This window comes from Rhodococcus sp. MPR-R1B, assembly GCF_058793255.1.
This window is the reverse complement of the sequence record NZ_JBXAFO010000003.1, coordinates 189,559-208,938: the sequence shown is the minus strand read 5'-3', so window position 1 is coordinate 208,938 and position 19,380 is coordinate 189,559. Positions and strand designations below refer to the sequence as shown.

The 19,380-nt window shown below is 61.2% G+C and carries 15 protein-coding genes; 6 read left to right on the top strand and 9 right to left on the bottom strand.

Translation table 11 applies throughout. From position 1 onward, the window contains the following. The first annotated feature begins 21 nt into the window (after positions 1-21). Entirely contained in the window at positions 22-828 is an 807-nt protein-coding gene (locus AC1Q61_RS06245) for an alpha/beta fold hydrolase (RefSeq protein ID WP_007730412.1), read from the top strand. Positions 829-858: 30 nt separating this feature from the next. Here the strand turns inward: AC1Q61_RS06245 and AC1Q61_RS06240 are convergent, their stop codons facing one another. The 4 genes from AC1Q61_RS06240 to AC1Q61_RS06225 all read right to left on the bottom strand — a co-directional run bounded on the left by AC1Q61_RS06240 (position 859) and on the right by AC1Q61_RS06225 (position 5,500). Beyond that, complete coding sequence (locus tag AC1Q61_RS06240) at positions 859-2,049, bottom strand: lipid-transfer protein (protein WP_007730416.1); 1,191 nt, start codon at positions 2,047-2,049, stop codon at positions 859-861. Then, positions 2,046-2,519: a Zn-ribbon domain-containing OB-fold protein gene (locus tag AC1Q61_RS06235; RefSeq protein WP_042921463.1), complete on the bottom strand. Its 474-nt coding sequence runs from the start codon at positions 2,517-2,519 to the stop codon at positions 2,046-2,048. Before AC1Q61_RS06235 ends, AC1Q61_RS06240 begins: the two co-directional genes overlap by 4 nt. Positions 2,520-2,731: 212 nt before the next feature. Beyond that, positions 2,732-4,459: an FAD-dependent oxidoreductase gene (locus AC1Q61_RS06230; protein ID WP_042921466.1), complete on the bottom strand. Its 1,728-nt coding sequence runs from the start codon at positions 4,457-4,459 to the stop codon at positions 2,732-2,734. Positions 4,460-4,492: 33 nt separating this feature from the next. Next, positions 4,493-5,500, bottom strand: a complete 1,008-nt coding sequence (locus AC1Q61_RS06225; protein ID WP_003943163.1) for an AurF N-oxygenase family protein — start codon at positions 5,498-5,500, stop codon at positions 4,493-4,495. Positions 5,501-5,777: 277 nt separating this feature from the next. On the opposite strand from AC1Q61_RS06225, the gene AC1Q61_RS06220 reads away from it, so the two are divergent. Next, positions 5,778-6,620, top strand: a complete 843-nt coding sequence (locus AC1Q61_RS06220) for an SDR family oxidoreductase (protein ID WP_492651108.1) — start codon at positions 5,778-5,780, stop codon at positions 6,618-6,620. A 96-nt stretch (positions 6,621-6,716) separates the two neighbouring features. Here AC1Q61_RS06220 and AC1Q61_RS06215 read toward each other — a convergent pair whose 3' ends face one another. Then, positions 6,717-7,955: an HNH endonuclease signature motif containing protein gene (locus AC1Q61_RS06215; protein WP_042921610.1), complete on the bottom strand. Its 1,239-nt coding sequence runs from the start codon at positions 7,953-7,955 to the stop codon at positions 6,717-6,719. Positions 7,956-8,017: 62 nt separating this feature from the next. Next, complete coding sequence (locus AC1Q61_RS06210) at positions 8,018-9,004, bottom strand: ABC-2 membrane transporter-related protein (RefSeq protein WP_492651184.1); 987 nt, start codon at positions 9,002-9,004, stop codon at positions 8,018-8,020. A gap of 484 nt (positions 9,005-9,488) precedes the next feature. Between AC1Q61_RS06210 and AC1Q61_RS06205 the strand changes: the two genes are divergently transcribed. Next, complete coding sequence (locus AC1Q61_RS06205; RefSeq protein WP_256082940.1) at positions 9,489-9,623, top strand: hypothetical protein; 135 nt, start codon at positions 9,489-9,491, stop codon at positions 9,621-9,623. Between the two features lie 638 nt (positions 9,624-10,261). On the opposite strand, the gene lanKC is transcribed toward AC1Q61_RS06205, so the two are convergent. Then, entirely contained in the window at positions 10,262-12,844 is a 2,583-nt protein-coding gene (gene lanKC, locus AC1Q61_RS06200; protein ID WP_492651183.1) for a class III lanthionine synthetase LanKC, read from the bottom strand. Between the two features lie 369 nt (positions 12,845-13,213). Between lanKC and AC1Q61_RS06195 the strand changes: the two genes are divergently transcribed. Genes AC1Q61_RS06195 through AC1Q61_RS06185 form a run of 3 tightly spaced genes read left to right on the top strand, consistent with a single transcriptional unit; the run spans position 13,214 to position 15,836 of the window. Further along, entirely contained in the window at positions 13,214-14,407 is a 1,194-nt protein-coding gene (locus tag AC1Q61_RS06195; protein ID WP_030536138.1) for a thiolase family protein, read from the top strand. A gap of 28 nt (positions 14,408-14,435) precedes the next feature. Then, positions 14,436-15,197, top strand: a complete 762-nt coding sequence (locus AC1Q61_RS06190) for a 3-hydroxyacyl-CoA dehydrogenase (protein ID WP_003942978.1) — start codon at positions 14,436-14,438, stop codon at positions 15,195-15,197. Positions 15,198-15,209: 12 nt separating this feature from the next. Continuing rightward, positions 15,210-15,836, top strand: a complete 627-nt coding sequence (locus tag AC1Q61_RS06185) for a TetR/AcrR family transcriptional regulator (protein WP_492651182.1) — start codon at positions 15,210-15,212, stop codon at positions 15,834-15,836. An 87-nt stretch (positions 15,837-15,923) separates the two neighbouring features. Here AC1Q61_RS06185 and AC1Q61_RS06180 read toward each other — a convergent pair whose 3' ends face one another. Together AC1Q61_RS06180 and AC1Q61_RS06175 are read right to left on the bottom strand one after the other, a co-directional pair. After that, positions 15,924-17,546, bottom strand: coding sequence for a long-chain fatty acid--CoA ligase (locus AC1Q61_RS06180; protein WP_492651181.1), 1,623 nt, complete (start codon positions 17,544-17,546; stop codon positions 15,924-15,926). A gap of 101 nt (positions 17,547-17,647) precedes the next feature. Next, on the bottom strand, positions 17,648-19,333 hold the full coding sequence (locus tag AC1Q61_RS06175) for a dihydroxyacetone kinase family protein (RefSeq protein ID WP_021345909.1): 1,686 nt from the start codon (positions 19,331-19,333) through the stop codon (positions 17,648-17,650). Positions 19,334-19,380: the final 47 nt, after the last annotated feature.

Here is a 19,380-nt window from a genome sequence, read left to right as displayed (position 1 = left end):
CGACGAGAGTGAAGGAAACGCATGAAGATCTCACGTGTATTCACCGCAGTTCTGGCGTTACTCATGACAGTCGCGGCTGGAGTGATCTTCGGCTCCGGCGCTGCGGTGGCGAGCCCCAAGCCAACCGTCGTTCTCGTCCACGGCGCTTTTGCCGACGCGACCAGTTGGGACGGCGTTGCCGCCGACCTACGCTCGCGTGGCTATCGCGTCGTGGCGCCGGACAATCCTCTACGCGGGCCCGCTTACGACGCGTCCGTGATCGAGAAGACGGTTGCGGACATCGACGGACCTGTCGTGCTCGTCGGTCACTCGTACGGCGGCGCGGTGATCACCAATGTTCACGACCCGAAGGTGCAGTCGTTGGTGTACATCGCTGCGTTTGCTCCGGTTCAGGGTGAGCCGGTGCAGATCACGATCGATCCCATCAGGTTTCCTGGCAGCCAATTGCTTCCTCCGGCTCTGGGATTGAAGATCGTCGACGATCCTCACGCGATCGGCGGGAAGAACGTCGACGGCTACGTCACGGACGAGTATTTCCATTCCGTCTTCGCTCAGGATGTTTCCGACGAGACAGCGGCAACGATGTTGGCGCATCAGAAGTCTGCGGCTTTGTGGGCGAACCTCGAGCTCGGCGGGCCACCGTCGTGGGCGAACACACCGAGCTGGTATCTGGTTGCCGGTGAGGATCGCGTGATCCCCGCATCGGCGCAGCGGTTCATGGCAAACCGGATGGGCGCGAACACCAGCGAACTCCCGACCTCCCATGCCTCGCTGGTCTCACAGCCAGGGGCAGTGGCAGACGTGATCGTGGCGGCCGCTCACGGGTGAGTGTGCGACCGCCACGAAAGTAGAACAGGGTCAGGCGGAAACGATTACCGAGGAGCCGTGTCCGAACAGACCTTGGTTGGCGGTGATACCGATGCGGGCGCCTTCGACCTGACGGCCTTCGGCTTGTCCGCGCAGCTGCCAGGTGAGCTCGCACACCTGCGCAAGTGCCTGTGCGGGAACGGCTTCGCCGAAGCACGCGAGACCACCGGACGGATTGACCGGGATGCGGCCTCCGATACTGGTGTCACCCGCACGCAGAAGGTGCTCGGCCTCGCCCCGCTTGCACAGCGCGAGGTCTTCGATCCAGTCCAGTTCCACCGAGGTAGCGAGGTCGTAGACCTCGGCGATGTCGACGTCTTCGGGAGAGATTCCGGCTTCCTCGTACGCGGCGTAGCCGATGGATTCCTTGAACGTGCGCTCCGGAGCCGGGACGGCGGAGCTGGAATCGGTGGAGAAGTTCGGCATATCCATGATCGTCTGCGGGAACGTCGGCGTGACCGTCGAAATAGCCTTGATGCGAACAGGTTCCGCGATGCCCATCTTGCGGGCGTATTCCATCGACGTCAGCAAGATTGCGGCGCCGCCGTCGGACGTCGCGCAGATGTCGAGCAGGTGAAGGGGATTGGACACCACGGGGGATGCCAGCACGTTCTCGACGGTGACTTCCTTGCGGTAGCGCGCATTCGGATTATTGAGTCCGTGCTTGGCGTTCTTGACCTTCACGTTGGCGAAGTCCTCCGCGGTGGCGCCGTAGAGGTCGATGCGACGACGCGCGTTGAGCGCGAAGTACGCCGGGTTGGTCATACCCATGAGGCGGAAGCGCAGCCAGTCCGGGTCGTCCCAACGCTCACCGGCGACGGGAGCGAGGAAGCCCTTCGGCGTGGTGTCGGCGCCGACGACCAGGGCAACTTCGCTGAGGCCGGCCAGGATTCGTGCGCGAGCGGTGTCGAGTGCCTGGGCTCCCGTCGCACACGCGGCGTACGACGTGGCGACGCGAGCGCCGTTCCAGCCGAGTGCCTGGGCGAAGGTGGCTCCGGCGACGTATCCGCCGTACCCGTTGCGGACGGTCTCGCCGCCGACGATGAAGTCGACATCCTGCCAATTCACACCCGAATCGGCGAGCGCGGCGCGAGCGGCCGCAACGCCGTATTTCACGAACGACTGCCCCCACTTGCCCCAGGGGTGCATACCGACACCGAGTACTGCGACGTCCTTGCTCATGACTGCAACTCCTGATCGGCGCCGACAGGCTTCCAGCGCCACGTCGTACGTACTCCGGTTTCGTCCGTGTACAGCGGCTCGACAACCAATTCGACGGTATTGCCGACCTTGAGATCGTCGACGCCGAATCCGTCGGCCACCTGGCCGAGGATGACGATGCCCTCGGGCAGTTCGACTGCTGCGAGAGCAAAAGGCTCGTACGGATCCGAGCGCGGGATGTACGGCGGCGGGGGCTGGTACTGCGCGTCGGTGTACGACCAGACAGTGCCGCGGCGGGAGAGTTCCACGTCGTCGAACTCCTCGCTGAAGCAGCTCGGGTTCTTGCAGAACGTCGCCTCACGAGGGAAGGAAATGGTGCCGCAGGATTGGCACTTCGTGCCGATCAGAGCAGGTTCGTCGCCGGTGGTGAACCAACCCTCTACTGCAGGCGTCACACTCCCGTTCGGCGCCGGCGTTGCAGTCTCGCTCATGCAATCCTCATCTGGTTGGCGAGCCTGATCCGGGGGATCGTGGGCCCGCTGTGCCGCTTACTGGAACAGGTTGCAGTATTACACGATTTCGGCCGCTGACGGGCAAAAATTTTCGCTGAGTGGGACGCTGCCGGAACGCAGACGGCCCCGCCGGGCAGACGAGTCTGCAGGCGGGGCCGTGTGCGTGAAAGTAGCTGTTTACCTGTAGCGGATCAGCGAGCGCGAACGGGTCGACCGAATCGACGCGTCGGTTTCACCCGGGCCGCAGCGTCGAGGATGGAGGTGATCTCGACCTGATCCAGAACCTTTTCGCGGACACGGTCGTGCGCAGCGCCGCGTTCCAGTTCCGCCTTGTCGATGGCATGCCAGCCCTCGCGGTCGACGACGTCGGACTGTCGCGCCCGGACCAGACGATCGACTGCGGAGTCGTCGGCGACCGGGTTGGTCAGGCGTCCGTCGTTGAAGTCGTCGACGAGCATCCTGATCGTTTCCTGCGCGCAGGACTTGTTGGTGCCGATGAACCCACTCGGTCCGCGCTTGATCCAACCGGTCGCGTAGACCCCGGTGGCGGGATCACCGTTCGGAGCTTCGAGGACTCGGCCGTTCTCGTTCGGAATGACCGACGCACGCTCGTCGAACGGGACGCCGGGGATGGGCACTCCGCGGTAGCCGATCGAGGTGAGGACCAAGCCGGTATCGATGGTCTCAGTATCGCCGGTTGCTTCGATCTGCACGGTTCCGTTTGCGTCGACAAGAGCGTTGCGAGCGAACTCGATTCCGCTGACCTGATCGTCGCCGGTGATCGAGGTCGGCGTGAGCAGGTAGCGCAACGTGATGCGCTTGTTGCCGACGTCGACGTGATCGCGGTTCTTCAGGGCTTCGAGGAGACGCAACTTCTGCTCGACGGCATGCGGGAGTTCGCCGCGTTTTGCCAGTTCTTCGGTGGCCGAGTCGAGAACCATGTCGTCGGGTCCGACAGAGAGTTCGATGTCCGGCAGTGCCATCAGGCCGGTGAACTCGGGGACCGTGAACGCGGACTGCGCGATTCCGCGTCGACCCACGATGACAACTTCTTCGACGCGACTCTTCCGCAGAGCGGCGAGTGCGTGAGCGGAGATGTCGGTACCGGCCAACTTCTCGGGATCGGCCGTCAGAATGCGAGCGACGTCGAGCGCGACATTTCCGTTTCCGATGATGACCGCGCGGCGATGTGAGAGGTCGAAGACGTCGTCGGCGTGATCGGGGTGGCCGTTGTACCAGGCTACGAAGTCGGTGGCCGAGGCCGTGCCAGGCAGATCAGCGCCCGGAATGCCGAGACCACGGTCGGACGAAGCGCCGACTGCGTAGAGCACCGCATGGTGATTTTCGAGCAGTTCGCTGTGCGAGATGTGCTTGCCGATCTCGACGTTGAGGTAGAACTCGAAACCCTTTTGTGCGGCGATCTTGTCGAACAAGCGAGTGACCTGCTTGGTCTTCTGATGGTCCGGAGCAACGCCGGCGCGAACCAAGCCGTAAGGCACAGGAAGGCGATCGAAGACGTTGACCTGCACGTCAGGCTGAGTCAGCAACTCGTCCGCGGCGTACATCGCCGACGGTCCGGAACCGACGATCGCAACGCGCAACGGCGGTCGGCCCTTGTCGACGTGGGCTGCCGGGATGACCTTGGCGAGAAGCGGCCTGGGTCGCTCTTCCTTGTAGAAGTCCGCATTGATGGACAGGAAGACTCGCTGCGGGTCGGTCAGCTTCGACTCGGGGACGATGGCGTCGACCGGGCAGGCCGAGACGCATGCGCCACAGTCGACGCAGGCCTGCGGATCGATGTGCAGCATCTCGGCGGTGAGGAAGTCCGGCTCGTCCGGCGTCGGATGGATGCAGTTGACCGGGCAGGCGTAGACGCACGAGGCGTCGCTGCAACAGGACTGCGTGACTACGTGTGGCATGGCGCTATGAGTCCGATCTCGACTGTCCGGGAGCTACGCGGCGGCGTTGTGCGAGCTGCGGTGAGGTTCGCTACGGAAGCGTGATGCGCGGCCGTCCATCTTGCAGGCCTTCCACACCAGGCGCGAGGCACGGTTCATCAGGCCGGTGTCGGTGGCCAGCATGCGGACGTCACCGAAGTAGTTGCGCAGGGTCTGGCGCGACTCGGGCAGATCCCAGAACAGGTCCTTCTTCACGGACTTCGGGATGTCGAACTGCTTCCAGAAGGACTTCGGCGGGATGACGATGGCGTCACAGAGAATGCGCATGACGATCGGGAACAGCAGCGAGAGGACGAACCGGTTCGGGCGTGACATCAGCGGGATGCGACGGCTCAGAAGCTTGTGCGCGAACGAGATATGACGCGCTTCCTCGGCTACGTGGATGGCCATGACCGACTGCATGATCGGGTGGATCTGGCCGCCGGCGCGCAGGATGCTCTTCTGAATGTGGTCGATCGGCTCTTCACCGGCGAGGACACCGACGAAGAACAGTTCGGGGAACGGACCCGCAGCGAGGGGGATGAAGGGTGCAAGCATCTTCATCGGACGGCTCATGCCGGGAGCGTCGGCACCGATGCGGTTGACCATCTCCTGGAACATCATCGTGTGGTTGCACTCTTCGACCGACTCGTGCGTGCAGTAACGCGCCTCGGCCGAATCGTTGGGCAGCGAGAAGACGTACTGCATCATGCCGCGGATCAGAATGTTCTCGAACTGGAGACCGACCTTCGCGACATTGGCCTGGCGCCACATGCCGATTTCGATCTGCCTGGCCTCGGACTGCGACTGGTACCACGGGTGAGCACCCAGCGGATCTGTCTCGGCCGGGAGGATCCAGCGGCGATCGTTCGGGACGACGGCAAACTCGGGGGAGTCCCAGTCGATGTCGAGGTACGGGTCGAAGTGCTTGTGCACCGAGCCCTCGGACAGGAGTCGAAGCGTCTCGTTGTACGAGTCGTCGGATGCTTCTCCGCGCTTGTCGAGCGGCGATGTGAGCGTCATGGCGTCTCCTCTTCGTTTCGGTCACCGCTGGTATTTCTCGCGGTGTTCGGTGGAATCGAGGGCCGGTTGTGTGATCGCTGGCACTCGGTCTGGATTTAATGTAACCCGAGGTATCAGGAAAAGCTAGTGGCAGATACTCCTGAATCCCGACGAATTCTTGACACGGCCGAAACGGCGCCATAACTTACTTTTGAGTAATTTCCGCGGTGCGTCCGAAGTGGGCTGTTCAGGGACGGGTTCGCACCGAATCGCACGCGAAGATCGAACCGAGGCCGACGTGATCAGATCGATTCTCAGCAATCTTGCATTGAGACCGCCGACGCGTCTGCGCTCCCTTGTTCCGTCTCGCGGCGTCACGCTTTCCGACAAGACCATCGTCCTGACGGGAGCCTCGTCGGGGATCGGTGAGGCGACAGCTCATCTTTTGGCTCGTCGGGGAGCCGAGATGATCCTGGTCGCGCGCGGTGAGGAAAACCTCGAACACGTACGGGACGAGATTCACCGCAGGGGAGGATGGGCACACATCGTGCCTGCGGACCTCTCCCGCGGTGAAGCCGTTGACGAACTCGCGGAGACGATCGCGGATCGATTCGGGTCGGTCGACATCCTCGTCAACAATGCGGGTCGCTCGATCCGGCGTACCGCGTTGGATTCGGTCGACCGATTCCATGACTACGAGCGCACCATGGCGCTGAACTACTTCGGGCCGACAAGACTGACGTTGCGGCTACTGCCCGCGATGCTCGGGGCGAAGTCCGGACACATCATCAACGTCGGAACCTGGGGAGTCACTGCGGGCGTGATGCCCAGGTTCAGCGCCTATCACGCGTCGAAGTCTGCTCTCAGTGCATTCGGCCGAAGCCTCGGCGCGGAATGTCACGGCACCGGTGTCGATGTCACCACAGTGCAATTCCCACTCATACGAACACCGATGATCGCGCCGACGGCGGATTACGTGAGCCAGCCGGCGCTGACGGCCGATCAAGCTGCATCGTGGATCTTGAGGGCGATCAATACGCGTCCCGTCGAGCTGTATCCGCGGTACGCGGGGCTGTTACGAGCGATTGACGTTGTATCCCCTTCTGCCACTGACGCTCTCGTGCGAAGGGCCGGGATCTGAGGGGCTGGGATTTGAGGGGTTGGGATCTGACCAGAAACGTGCACCAGCACCGGGGCATGGTTCGTCCCCGGTGCTGATGTATTCGATTGTCGCGGTTCAGGCTGCTGTGGGTGGGCTGTTCCCGCCGATCGGCTGTTGATACGGATCGATCGACATGGGTGGATAGAACACCGTCTTCCGATCCGGGCCGATCTCGACACGCCACTCGGTGTGGTGCATCGTCCGGTGGTGATGACCGCACAACAGAACCAGGTTGTCGAGATCTGTTGGGCCACCATCGTTCCAGTGAACAATATGATGGGCATCGCACCACCCCGACGGAGTCCCGCACCCCGGAAACGCGCACCCGCCATCCCGGACGGCCAGTGCTCGCCTTTGCGGAACCGTCGCTGTTCTCGCTTCCTTGCCGCAGTCGAGCGGAACACCGTTCTCATCCAACAAAATTCGCGTCACGGTGCAGTCGCACGCCAACATCCGCGCGGTATCGATACTGATGGGGCCCACCCAATCCGTCCACGCGAAACCCAGTTCCTGAGTCGACGGCAAGAGGTCTTTCAACGCTTGCAGGTCCGTCATGTCTTTCGCCGACGCAGTCACCGTGATGTGCGGTTTCACCCCGCCCTCGATCGGACCCAACCCCGCCCGCTCGTACCGCCGCAACAATTCGCAGAACCCGTCCGCCCGTCGTAATGCCGGCGTACGGGTGTCCTTCACGCCGTCCTTCTCCGGCGTCGGAGCCGACAGGCTCGACAACAACGTGATCAACCGGGCCCCGTTGATCGCATCCAGATCCCCCTTCACAGTGACCCGCCCGTACAAGCCTTTCGAGGCGTAGAACTCGTTACGTTCGGAATCCTCGCCGACCGGGATGCCGTCCTCGCGCTTGCCGTACTGCTTCTCGATTCGGCGGATCGCTGCCCGCACTGCATCGCAATCCGCAATGTTCTTCGACGCCAACGACAACAAAATCCCGCGAGCCTTGTCCACATCCGCCAGGGTCATGTTCTTCGGCGGATGCTGACAAAACGACGCCACCTGCCGCGCCTTCAACGCATCCACGTCACCGCGATGAAACGCATCCGCGACAACAGGTTCGAGCATCAACAACCGCGCCAACCCGACCAGCAGACTGCACTCACCGATCTCCAAATTCGTCGAACCATGCAACCACTGAGCGATCGCCCGAAAACCCTTCCCACCGAGAACGTCCCGGGAAAACATCTCCACGATCAGCAACACCATCCGCGACTGCAACTCGTGTCGGGCACGCACCAGATCGAGAACCTCACCCTTGAGGTCCTCGCCATCCAGCTGCCACGCATCCCGACTGTCCATGCCGAAAGCATAATCGAACAAAGTTTCGAACACAAGAGAAGGTGGATCGAAAATTGCTGCTATCAAATCGATTTCGACATTTCGGACAGTCGGTTATAGGCGGGTCGCCGACGTCGTCCACGTGCGCCGACGAGTGCGAGCGCCACCATCAACCCGGAGCACAACAGCATCACGGCAGTCTCGATGAACTGAAATTGCCAGTACCGGCTCTGTGGGTGATAGATCACGGCATAGTGATCGATTCCCTGTTCTCGAAGGCAGTTGTCGACCTCGAGGTCTTGCTGCTTGCGATCGGAATTGTCTGAGCCCCAGCACATTGTGTAATCGGCGTCCATCATGTTGCCATCCGTATCGGCGAAGCCGGCATCGATGACCCACCTCGAGTCGAGATTTTCATACGGCGACGGTGCATATTCCGCTGCACGTGCCAGTCCGTCGATGGGTTGCACTTCAGTGTCGGGGGCCAAGTAATGCTCGCGCATCGTCGCGCTCAGTGCGACGGGCACGATCAAGAACGCGAGAAGAGTCATGACCATCGCGAAGACGGTGTTGCGGATGAGCAATGCGGCTGCGCTGCCGGTAGTCATTGCTAAAAAGGTGTAGGCGCCGACGACGATTCCCGTCGTCTGAAAATTGGGGAACTCCATCAAGGAAAACGAGGTGGCCTCATTTGTTGCCGCCTGTCCCCGGCCAAGCGTCTGGGTCCAGCCGAGCACCAGGCCCAGGACTGCCATCGCAAGGGTGATGGGAACGAAGACCACCAGGACCCGCAAGAAATACCATCGAACAAGGCTGGTGGACTCGAGAAAATCGAGGTTTTCGGGACCCTGCTCGAAGTCTCGGGCGAATGTGGTGACGCCGACCAGCATTCCTGAGGCGAACGGTAGTAGGAGTACGAGAAGCGTCGTCAAGGTGAGAGCGGTGTCGGCACGGCAACTGCCACCTCCGTCGTACCAGCGTGAGCAGATGTCGCCGAAGTCCCAACTCTCGCCCGAACGCTGAACGAACCAGCCTGAAAGTGCGGCTGTCAGGATCAGGAGGAATATCATCGCCAGTGACCATACGATCTGCCCTCGGCATTGCCGCCAGGTCGCGTAGATCATCGGCGAATGCAGCTCGGTGAAGTGTGGATGCGTTCCATGATGAAACGATACCGTTCATTCTGTAATGGGCCTGCCACGCGGAACCGCCAAATTTCGACATTTTGTGTAGGACTTAAGTACGAGTTCACCTATGAGTAAATCGTCTAATATCCTACTTAAGGTGGGATCTTTGAAATAAAGCGCAAAAACTGGCACATGTTCTAGGATTTTGTCTACGGTTACATCCACATCGTGATCGCTCGGCCCCAGATCCCGCAATACGGGCGACGGATAATAGTACTGACGACATGCGAATGTCCGTTGCGAAGGAGTGGGAAATGTTAGTTCCGTTCTTGCAGGCGATTCTGAATTTCGCCTACGGGTCAATCGATGCCGGTGGAGTTGTCATCGACGGACTCGTCGGAATCTCGAGCGAATAGGAGGATGTGAGATGAATTCATCTGATCTGGGTTCGGTTTCGGCGCTCTTGCCCATGATGCTGACTGCTTTCAAGTCCATCATCACAATGCCTTTCGCGCTCTCCGTGGACTTCGGCCTCGACGTCCCGTTCAATCCGTTCAAATAGATTAGGGAGGGCGAAAATGGGTTCCTTGGAAGATGTTTTTGGTCTTTTCACCGGGTCACTGTCAGCGATCCACGTCAGCTTCTTCGAGATGCTGACTGCATTGTCGAGCGACGGGTGGGTGCAGGGATGACCTTCCGATCCGCCAACTCGCAGCTTAAGGAGGTGAGTATCTGATGCTTTTTTCTTTCTTGAGTAATGCTCTGGGTTCGCTTCGAGATGTCAGCGGCTTGGCAGTGATGGGAAGCATGATGATTCCCTCGTTCAGCGCGGAATGACATTGCAATACGGGTCGCTTCGTCGATAGTCGACGCGGCGACCCGTATTTTCTTTTCGATATGGATTGTAAAAGCCGATACCCCGGACTTGCTCCGAGGTATCGGCCTGAGGTCAGAGGCAGAAGAAACTGAGCGAACTGATTGCCGCGTTCTGCTCGAGTTGGCCTGCGTCTCCGACGTTGCCGGCGGCGACTGACAGATCTTGAAGGGAGAGAATAGCGTCCATTGTCATTTCCTTTGTTGATCGGCATGTTTACCGATGGATTTGATCGATCGAATTGTCTTGCGGTGCTGATTCCATTTCAGATTTTTGGCCTGATGCTTCTGTGCTCCAATCTTCCGGGGTGATAACTTTCCGAACAACTAGGAGATGTGGCAGTTCGACACGCACATCAGTGGAAACGACTGTCGGACAGTTGGCAATCCGGCATGACGGAGCAATGCCAGTATTCCCGCGGATCCGGTTGCCCAGTCTGTCGAGAGTCTCAGGTTCTGTTCACCTGGAAAGTGCAGGCCTCCTGCGTGATTGAGGCTGTGCAAGCCCAGAAGCTGAAACTGCTGTGCAAGCGTCTGTTCACAATCGGCGCCGGCGTATGGAGTCTTGGAGAGTTCGCTGAGAAACAGAATCAGCCCGGCTCGCCCGTTGAGTAGTCCGGCTTGGGCAGTGAATTCGACTGTGGCGGCGCGGGATATCGCACGCACCGCAGCTGCGTAACGCGGTTCGTCGACATGGCGCAGAAGTTGTAGAAGTACCAGGCCCACACCGACAGACCCGGATCCGAGATACGGCATCGTCCGGCGCTCCTCTCTCAGCTGCATCGACCCGTCAGGGCACATCGACATCACAGACAGATCGATGTCGACGAGCTGGCGTGCGTGTTCCAGCGATCGAGGATCACCACTCAGTTCGTAGTGGCGAGTCCAGAACAGTGCTTGTCCGCTCGGTCCCCGCATCAGCCCACCTCGGCCGGCCACTGCCCAAGGTGTTCCGCCGGCGTCGCGGACATGCAAGCGAGCAGCTGAAATTCGTTCGCGCAGAGTCTCGGTCACGACAGCGAGAGTGGGTGACACAGTCGGTCGTGAAACCGATTCCTCGAGTAGGAGGCAACCGATTCCGGAAAGGCCGCTGAAAAGGCTGGAGTCGATGTCGTCGAGTGGGGCTCGACGCAAAGTCTCGACCCACCTGTCGGCTGTCGAATGTCGCCCTAGTTGCCGAAAGGTATACACCGCACCCGCGAGCCCGTCGAAGAAGCCGAACTTTGGTTGAGTATCCGAATCAACCTGATGTTCAGTCCATTCCAGAACTGACTCCAAGGTGTCTGCGGGAAGATCATCGGCGAGCAGGTTTCCGCACGAGCCGTGAGCAATGCCGTAGCCGTTCACCTCGAACTGGGCGATGTCGCCGGGAAAGAGTCGATCAGCGCGGGCGAGATCAAGCGAGGCGAGGATGCCGCAGCGCAATAGAGCGGCCGTGCGTTGCAAGGTTTCGTTCGACGACGTGTCCCAACGATGCGGGCGATTCTCCGGTTCCGGCGGGAGTACGTCGAGCATCGAATAGAGCGAGGCACCGAAGGCGCGGGGAAGATCGAATCGAGACACCGCATAGTCGATGAGTTCGGGAATCTTGTTGCGATCGAGAGGGAACAATGTAGTAAGTGGAACAAAGAGTCCCAGCTCGATGCAGCCCAACGAGTATCGATCCGCCGCGATTCCTGTCAACTGTCGAGGTGCTGTGTATCCGGGGGCTCCGGTGGACCGGGGCGGATGCTCGTCGATGTTGTGGGCCATCTCGAAGTCGATGATCCGAATACCGGACGGTGAGCACATGACGTTGCCAGGGTGAAGATCGGCATGAACGATTCCGGCGTTGTGGAAGCTCTCGACTGCGGTAGTCAACTGTTGTGCAATGTCGAGTGCCCAGGTTCTGTATTCCGTTCGGGAACTGAGTGTCTGGTCCGCGCGTATCAGTGGGTGGCGGAGCGCAACTTCCTGATTCAGGGGAGTGCCGGCAGCGCGCTCGGTGACAAGGAAGTGGTGTCCCTCGCGCTCGAACAAGCTGATCGCAGAAGGTGTGTACGGGTTGTCGGCAAGGTGAGTCAACTTGTCGTACTCGTTACGGATGCGGTCGATTGCGTACCGGCCGTTTGCGTCCGGGGCGGTAAAGGGACGGCCTTCTTTGATGACCAGATCGATGCCGGCGTCGTCGAATGCGGAGTAGATCCCCCCGCTGTTGCTGAAGTGCAGGGCTTCAGTGATCGAATAGGGGAAGGCGTCGCGTGATTTCAGCTTGTCTTGCTGCGCGCGAACGAAGTCCGGGATTTGTACCCAGTCTGGAGTTCTGAAGGAAGTGCCGCGCAGATCGGGTTCGAGCGATCCGTCGGGGCGCCGTATTGCCGGGACGCGATCGCCGAATGAATCGTTGGTGTGCATGGGCAGGTACGCGCCGTACCGTAAGTACAGTGGTCCCCGGTTCCATCGCACATCGCTGAGGATGTATGGCCCGTCGGCAGCCGTGACAAGCTGGTCCAGTTCGGTGATGACACGTTGTGTGGCAACGCTATCCGCCGGATAGATCGTGATGAATTTTCCGCTGGATGTTCGATTGGCCTGCTTGCTGTTGGAGAACATGAGGTCTGCTGCCGTCCGAAGAAATTTGAAAGGCACCAGATTGTGGCCGCAATACGCGGAGACGGTATCGAGCAGCTCCTGCGCGTTGGCTTGGGTAGCGGAGCAGTGAATCTTCCATCCCTGTTCTGGCAGCACGCTGTCAGGCGGTTGGAAGTAGTTCCACGGTCCGCTTTGGGGACCGCGTCGCCAGAGTGACCAGTCCACCGACTTTGCAGGCTTAAAGTGCTGGTCAGTCGGTGCGTCAGGTCGAGTGGCCGTTCTGATTCGGTCGTAGAAATGCGAGTCGGCACGTGTGAATGCAACGTATCGCAGGTCCACGCTCTACCTCCGGGTCAGTCCCCCTGCGGTTTGTCATCGATTGGTGCCACGCCCCGAATCCCCTGTGGCTTGGATTGCTTGTGGCGGAAGGTTATCCGATTCCGGACATTTCGGGCGAAGATTGAAAACCTATCATTCGAAAGTACTAATGAATGGCGTGGGCCAGGCGAGGTCACTGATCGCTTAGCTTTTGGTCGGCCGCATTTGTTTCGAGTTCGGAGGCCCCCTCTTGACGAGAGGATCAAGTCGGTGGTAGTTCTTTAGCGAGCGCTAAGTCAGGGTGCTCCCTCGATCTCGGTCCGGTACCCGGCGCCACGAAACACGGGTGCCGGACCGCCCCAGCAATGCACGTCCTCGAAGGGAACGAAGATGACCAAGGCAGTGATCGTCGATGTAGTCCGGATCGCGTCCGGCAAGGGAAAGCCGGGCGGAGCACTGTCCGGGACGCACCCTGTCGAACTGATGGCCCACGTTCTGCGTTCCATCACCTCGCGAAACGGCCTCGACCCCGCCCTGGTGGACGACGTGATCGGCGGTTGCGTCGGCCAGGCCGGTGAGCAGGCGCTCAACATCACCCGCAGCGCGGTCCTGTCGGCAGGGTTCCCCGAGTCGGTACCCGCCACCACGATTGATCGCCAGTGCGGATCAAGTCAGCAAGCTGCGCACTTTGCGGCGCAGGGCGTGATCGCCGGGGCCTACGACATCGTGATCGCGGCAGGCGTCGAATCCATGAGTCGTGTCCCGATGGGTACCACGACGATGGGGAAGGACGCTTCCGGTCCGGGCGTCGCGGCTCGCTACCCCGAAGGCCTGGTCAACCAGGGAATCTCTGCAGAATTGATCGCCGCCAAGTGGAAGCTTGACCGCGACGCTCTCGACGCATTCTCCGCGCAGTCCCACCAGCGGGCAGCAGAGGCAGCGGCGAAGGGGCTCTTCGACAAGGAGATTCTGCCGATCTCGGTGACCAACGCCGCCGGTGAGACCGTCTCGCATATCGTCGACGAGACGGTTCGCGCGTCTACTACCGCCGAGGGACTCGCCGGTTTGAAGCCGTCGTTCTACTCGGAGAAGTACGCGCAGCGCTTCCCCGAGGCGCAGTGGTCGATCACTCCCGGTAACTCGTCGCCGCTCACCGACGGCGCGTCCGCAGCACTGATCATGAGCGAAGAAATGGCGTCGAAGCTGGGGCTGACGCCGCGAGCTCGTTTCCATTCCTTCTCCGTTGCGGGCGATGACCCGATCTTCATGCTCACCGCACCCATCCCAGCCACCCACAAGGTGCTCGCTCGCGCGGGTCTGAGCATCGACGACATCGACACCTACGAGGTCAACGAAGCCTTCGCTCCCGTTCCACTCGCCTGGGCTCACGAGTTCGGCGCCGACCCGGCAAAGCTCAACCCGTGGGGCGGCGCGATTGCCCTCGGACACGCCCTGGGGTCCTCGGGTACTCGACTGCTGACCACGATGGTCAACCACCTCGAGGCCACCGGCGGACGCTACGGATTGCAGACCATGTGCGAGGGCGCCGGCATGGCCAACGCGACCATCATCGAACGCATCTGAAACACATAACCTTTCGAAAGGAACTCTCATGATCGTCAACGACAGCGTCGCCGTCGTCACCGGTGGAGCATCCGGCCTCGGCCTGGCCACCACCAAAGCCCTTCTTGCCGACGGCGCCAGCGTCGTCATCATCGACCTTCCGTCGTCCAACGGTGAAGCCATCGCCAAGGAACTTGGCGACCGGGTCCGCTTCGCGGCTGCAGACGTCACCGACGAGGCTGCGGTCACCGCTGCACTCGATGTGGCCGAGTCCCTCGGACCCCTGCGCGTGGCAGTCAACTGCGCCGGAATCGGCAACGCAGTCAAGACGGTCAGCAAGAAGGGGGCATTCCCGCTCGACGCATTCAAGAAGGTCATCGACGTCAACCTGATCGGCACCTTCAACGTTCTTCGTCTTGCTGCGGAACGTATTTCGAAGACCGAACCCATCGACGGTGAACGCGGCGTCATCATCAACACCGCCTCCGTCGCAGCCTATGACGGTCAGATCGGGCAGGCTGCGTACTCCGCGTCGAAGGGTGGCGTCGTCGGTATGACGCTCCCCATCGCCCGTGACCTCGCGTCGCTGCTGATCCGCGTCAACACCATCGCTCCCGGGCTGTTCAAGACCCCGTTGCTGGCCGGACTGCCTGAAGCAGCCCAGGCGTCGCTGGGTCAGCAGGTGCCTCACCCCTCTCGCCTGGGTGATCCCAGCGAGTACGGCGCGCTTGCTGCGCATATCGTCTCCAACCCTATGCTCAACGGTGAGACGATCCGCCTCGACGGTGCAATCCGTATGGCACCGCGGTAATTTCGGCTATTCATGACTGGCGAGGTGGAGCCCGTGAATTCGGTGGCATTGGACTGGAGGACTTTCCCGCCGCTGGTGATGACCGACATCCTGATGGCTTCGCTCGAGCTGTTCGACGCGAACGGCTACCACGGCACGACGGTGCGGCAGATTGCCAACCGTGTGGGGGTAACCGTTCCCGCGCTCTACTACCACCACGCGAACAAAGAGGCAGTCCTCGTCGCTCTGTTCGAGATCTCGATGAGTGAGCTGAATACCAGAACCGAAGCGGCAGAGGTGGAAGCCGGCGAAAATCCGGTACGACGCTTCGCCTTGGTGGTGGAGGCAATTGTTCTCTACATGACCCACCGGTCGCGGCATGCTGCGTTGGACACCGAGATTCGGCATGTCTCACCGGAAAGCCGAAGTCGATACGCCGCCAGTCGTAAGCGGCTCGAGTTGCTCATGCGCAGGATCGTCGACGACGGTGTGGCATCGGGAGATTTCGCGGTCACCGACACCGAGGAGACCGTCCGGGCCATACTCGGTATGGCGCAGTCACTGCCGCGTTGGTTCCAGACCGGCGGGCCGATGTCGCCGACGCAATTGGCGCAGAAGTACGTCGACATCGCTTTTCACACGGTCGGTTATCGTCCGTAAAGTGCATTGCTCGTTAAACGAAGGTGGGCAACAGATTGAAAACCTGTTGCCCACCTTCAGTATTCATGCTTTAGCATTCACTCCGTGTCAGAGGCGAGTGACTTCGAGTCCGCCTTCGTGGTAGGCGGCCCTCAGACGCTTCTTGTCGAACTTGCCGACGCTCGTCTTCGGAACTTCCTGAACCACAGCCCAGTTCTCGGGGAGCTGCCACTTGGCGACCTTGTCCGAAAGATATTGCTGGAGTTCGGACATCGTGGTCTCGGAACCGGCGCGCAGAACTACCGCGACCAACGGACGCTCGTCCCACTTCTCGTCCGGCACGCCGATGACGGCAGCTTCGGTGACGTCAGGGTGACCCATGACGGCGTTCTCGAGGTCGACCGATGAGATCCATTCGCCGCCGGACTTGATGATGTCCTTGGAGCGGTCGGACAGGCTAAGGAAGCCGTCGGCCGTGATGGATCCGACGTCACCGGTCTTGAGCCAGCCGTCGTTGAACTTGTCTTCCGCATCGACGCCGTAGTACGACCCGGTGATCCAGGGGCCGCGCACTTCGAGCTCGCCGACGGAAACGCCGTCGTGTGCAACAACTTTGCCGTCATCGTCGATGAGACGTGCCTCGACGGATGCCGGGAAGCGGCCCTGAGAGTAGCGGTACTTCCACATCGCGTCGCCGGTGACACCGGCCGGCGGGCGGGCAACGGATCCGAGTGGGGAGGTTTCGGTCATGCCCCAGGCGTGCAGGACGGAGACGTTGTGGTCGGCTTCGAATGCGTGCATGAGGGCAGGCGGTACCGCGGAGCCGCCGATCAGAACCTCACGCATCGAGGAGATGTCCTGTGGGTTCTGCTCGAGGTAGAGGTGCAGGCCCTGCCAGATGGTGGGTACGGCCGCGGCGAACGTCGGCTTCTCGCTGGCGATGATCGCAGCCAACGGAGCAGGCTGGAGGAAGCGATCGGGCATGATCAGCGAGGCGCCGATCATGAACGCGGCGTAGGGAAGTCCCCACGACATGGCGTGGAACTGAGGCACTACGGCGAGTGCACGATCGCCCTGCGCGAGGTTGGGGCCGTCGCTCATGCAGACCTGCATGGAGTGCAGGTAGATCGAACGGTGGGAGTAGACGACACCCTTGGGGTCGCCCGTGGTGCCGGACGTGTAACACATTGCGGCAGCACTGAGTTCGTCGACCTCGGGCCAGTCGAACTCGGTTGGCTGATCGGCGATCAAGCCCTCGTATGTGTGAACCTGCACGCCCTCGGGAGCTTCGAGTCCCGCAGTGGAGGAACCGGTGACGATGATGTGCTTGACGGTTGTCAGCGACGGAAGCTGCGGAGAGAGAAGCGGAATCAGGGACGGATCGACGATGATCACGCGGTCCTCGGCGTGATTGGCGACGTGGATCAACTGCTCGGGGAACAGGCGAATGTTCAGCGTGTGGAGCACAGCACCCATCGAGGGGATCGTCAGGTACGCCTCGAGGTGCTCGGAGTTGTTCCACATGAACGTGGCGACTCGCTCGTCACCCTCGACACCGAGTCCGCGCAGGGCGTGCGCAAGCTGTGCGCAGCGCTTGCCGACGTCTGCGTATGACACACGGCGCGGGCCGGACTCGGTCCACGTGACAACCTCGGAAGCGCCGTGAACGGAGGCACCGTGGCGGAGAAGTTGAGCAATGGAGAGGGGGGCGTCTTGCATGGTGCTCAGCATGGGCTGCTCCTGTGTGGTGTGTGAGACCGGTGCTTTTGCCCACGGGCCCTCACAAACGATGTGCTGTGGCTGCCAGATTAGTCACAGCTGCGAAGTGCTCGCTAGTGACCCACTGCACTAGCGAAAAACCACGCTATGAGTAGCGCTCCCGGATCGACCACTCCGCGAGCGGCTTCGCCCACATAACTTGCACGTCCGCGGTTCGCGAGCATGGTTTCGGTCGACTCCGCGCCGGCCGCCGCCGCTGCCGCTGCGCTGGCCAGAGCAGCGTCCCGATCGGCTCCCGAGTTCACGGATTGCTCCAACGACTCGACCGCCGGAACTATCGCGTCGACCATCGTCTTGTCGCCGACGCGTGCGCCGCCGAGCGAGGTGATGTTGTCGAGCCCCGCCCGTGCTGCAGTCGCGATCGCACCGAGGTCGAGTTCGGAGTCCGCTGATTCTGCGGCGACGCGGAAGAAATGCCGGAACCAGATGCCGAACAACGCGCCGGACGTACCGCCGGCGTGACCGAGGTACGCCTGGGAGACTGCATCGAATATCGTTGCAGTGGAATAGGTGTCACGGATCGCCGAGATGTCGAGCTGATCCAGTGCGGCCACCATGTTGGTCCCGAAGTCGCCGTCTCCTGCTCGTCGGTCGAGATCGGTCAGGGCAGGTTCCTGCTCCAGTACCTTCGCGGCCCAGTCCGCAATCCAGCCGCCGACGAAGCTGCTTTCGGCAGTGCGTGAGGTGTCGGGTGTGAATGTGGGACCGAATGATTCACGCTTGCCCATGCCGCTGTACTCACGTGCCATAGCATTCGGCCAGGCGGGCGCTTTTGTTGGCGCGTCCCATAATTCGAGGATTTCTTTGTTTGTGCGAACAAGGGTGATGGATGCTCCGGCCATGTTCAATGCAGTGACGAACGTTCCGATCAGCGTCCGCTCGATGTGAATTCCCTGGTCGGCCAGATAATCTCCGAGTTCGGCGAACAGTAGTTGCAGCTCCATTGGGTGGGTGGCTCCCAGCCCGTTGACGACCGCAATGACGTGATCACCTTCGGCGAGACTCAGGGACTCGATGATCGGATCCGTCAGCCGTCGCACCAATTCCGGTGCGGGCAGGGCGTCCACGCGTTCTGTGCCGCGTTCGCCGTGGATTCCGATACCAAGTTCCATCTGCCCGTCCGGTAGGTCGAACGACGGCTCGTCAGCCCCCGGCAAGGTGCATGGGCGAAGAGCGACGGCCATGCTGCGAGCCGAGTGCGCGACGTGTTGTCCGATCCGGGTCACCTCGGCCAGGTCGTCACCGCGGGCGGCCGACGCGCCGCAGACCTTCTCCACCACGATCGTTGCCGCAGTGCCGCGTCGCCCCGGGCCGCTACCGTCTGCGCGTTCGGTCGCGACGTCGTCGTCGACCAAGACGACGTCCGTGTCGATCTTGTCCTCGCGGAGTAGTTCCCGTGCGATACCGAAATTCATCACGTCGCCGGTGTAGTTCTTCACGATGTGCAGGACGCCGCCACCGGCGTCGGCAGCTTTGGATCCTTCATGGATCTGCAGTGCGTTGGGTGAGCTGAAGATCAACCCGGGACAGACGGCCGTGAGCATTCCTTCGCCGATGAATCCGGCGTGCATGGGTTCGTGACCCGAGCCGCCGCCGGAGACGAGCGCGACTCGCCCGCGTGGAAGGGGCTGTGCACGAGTGAGGTATCCGGGATCGGGGTTCCACGCGATGTCGTCGGTGGATGCGATCAACCCGCGGAGTGCGTCGGGAACAAATGTCTTTGCGCTGCGCATGAACATCACTTCAGAGTAGGTCTAACGTCGAGTTCGGGCACGGATCGTGATCG

Coding starts and splice junctions, on each gene's coding strand:
- AC1Q61_RS06245 (WP_007730412.1), top strand. CDS start 22: ATGAAGATCTCACGTGTATTCACCGCAGTTCTGGCGTTACTCATGACA.
- AC1Q61_RS06240 (WP_007730416.1), bottom strand. CDS start 2,049: ATGAGCAAGGACGTCGCAGTACTCGGTGTCGGTATGCACCCCTGGGGC.
- AC1Q61_RS06235 (WP_042921463.1), bottom strand. CDS start 2,519: ATGAGCGAGACTGCAACGCCGGCGCCGAACGGGAGTGTGACGCCTGCA.
- AC1Q61_RS06230 (WP_042921466.1), bottom strand. CDS start 4,459: ATGCCACACGTAGTCACGCAGTCCTGTTGCAGCGACGCCTCGTGCGTC.
- AC1Q61_RS06225 (WP_003943163.1), bottom strand. CDS start 5,500: ATGACGCTCACATCGCCGCTCGACAAGCGCGGAGAAGCATCCGACGAC.
- AC1Q61_RS06215 (WP_042921610.1), bottom strand. CDS start 7,955: ATGGACAGTCGGGATGCGTGGCAGCTGGATGGCGAGGACCTCAAGGGT.
- AC1Q61_RS06210 (WP_492651184.1), bottom strand. CDS start 9,004: ATGATATTCCTCCTGATCCTGACAGCCGCACTTTCAGGCTGGTTCGTT.
- AC1Q61_RS06205 (WP_256082940.1), top strand. CDS start 9,489: ATGAATTCATCTGATCTGGGTTCGGTTTCGGCGCTCTTGCCCATGATG.
- AC1Q61_RS06195 (WP_030536138.1), top strand. CDS start 13,214: ATGACCAAGGCAGTGATCGTCGATGTAGTCCGGATCGCGTCCGGCAAG.
- AC1Q61_RS06190 (WP_003942978.1), top strand. CDS start 14,436: ATGATCGTCAACGACAGCGTCGCCGTCGTCACCGGTGGAGCATCCGGC.
- AC1Q61_RS06185 (WP_492651182.1), top strand. CDS start 15,210: ATGACTGGCGAGGTGGAGCCCGTGAATTCGGTGGCATTGGACTGGAGG.
- AC1Q61_RS06180 (WP_492651181.1), bottom strand. CDS start 17,546: ATGCTGAGCACCATGCAAGACGCCCCCCTCTCCATTGCTCAACTTCTC.
- AC1Q61_RS06175 (WP_021345909.1), bottom strand. CDS start 19,333: ATGTTCATGCGCAGCGCAAAGACATTTGTTCCCGACGCACTCCGCGGG.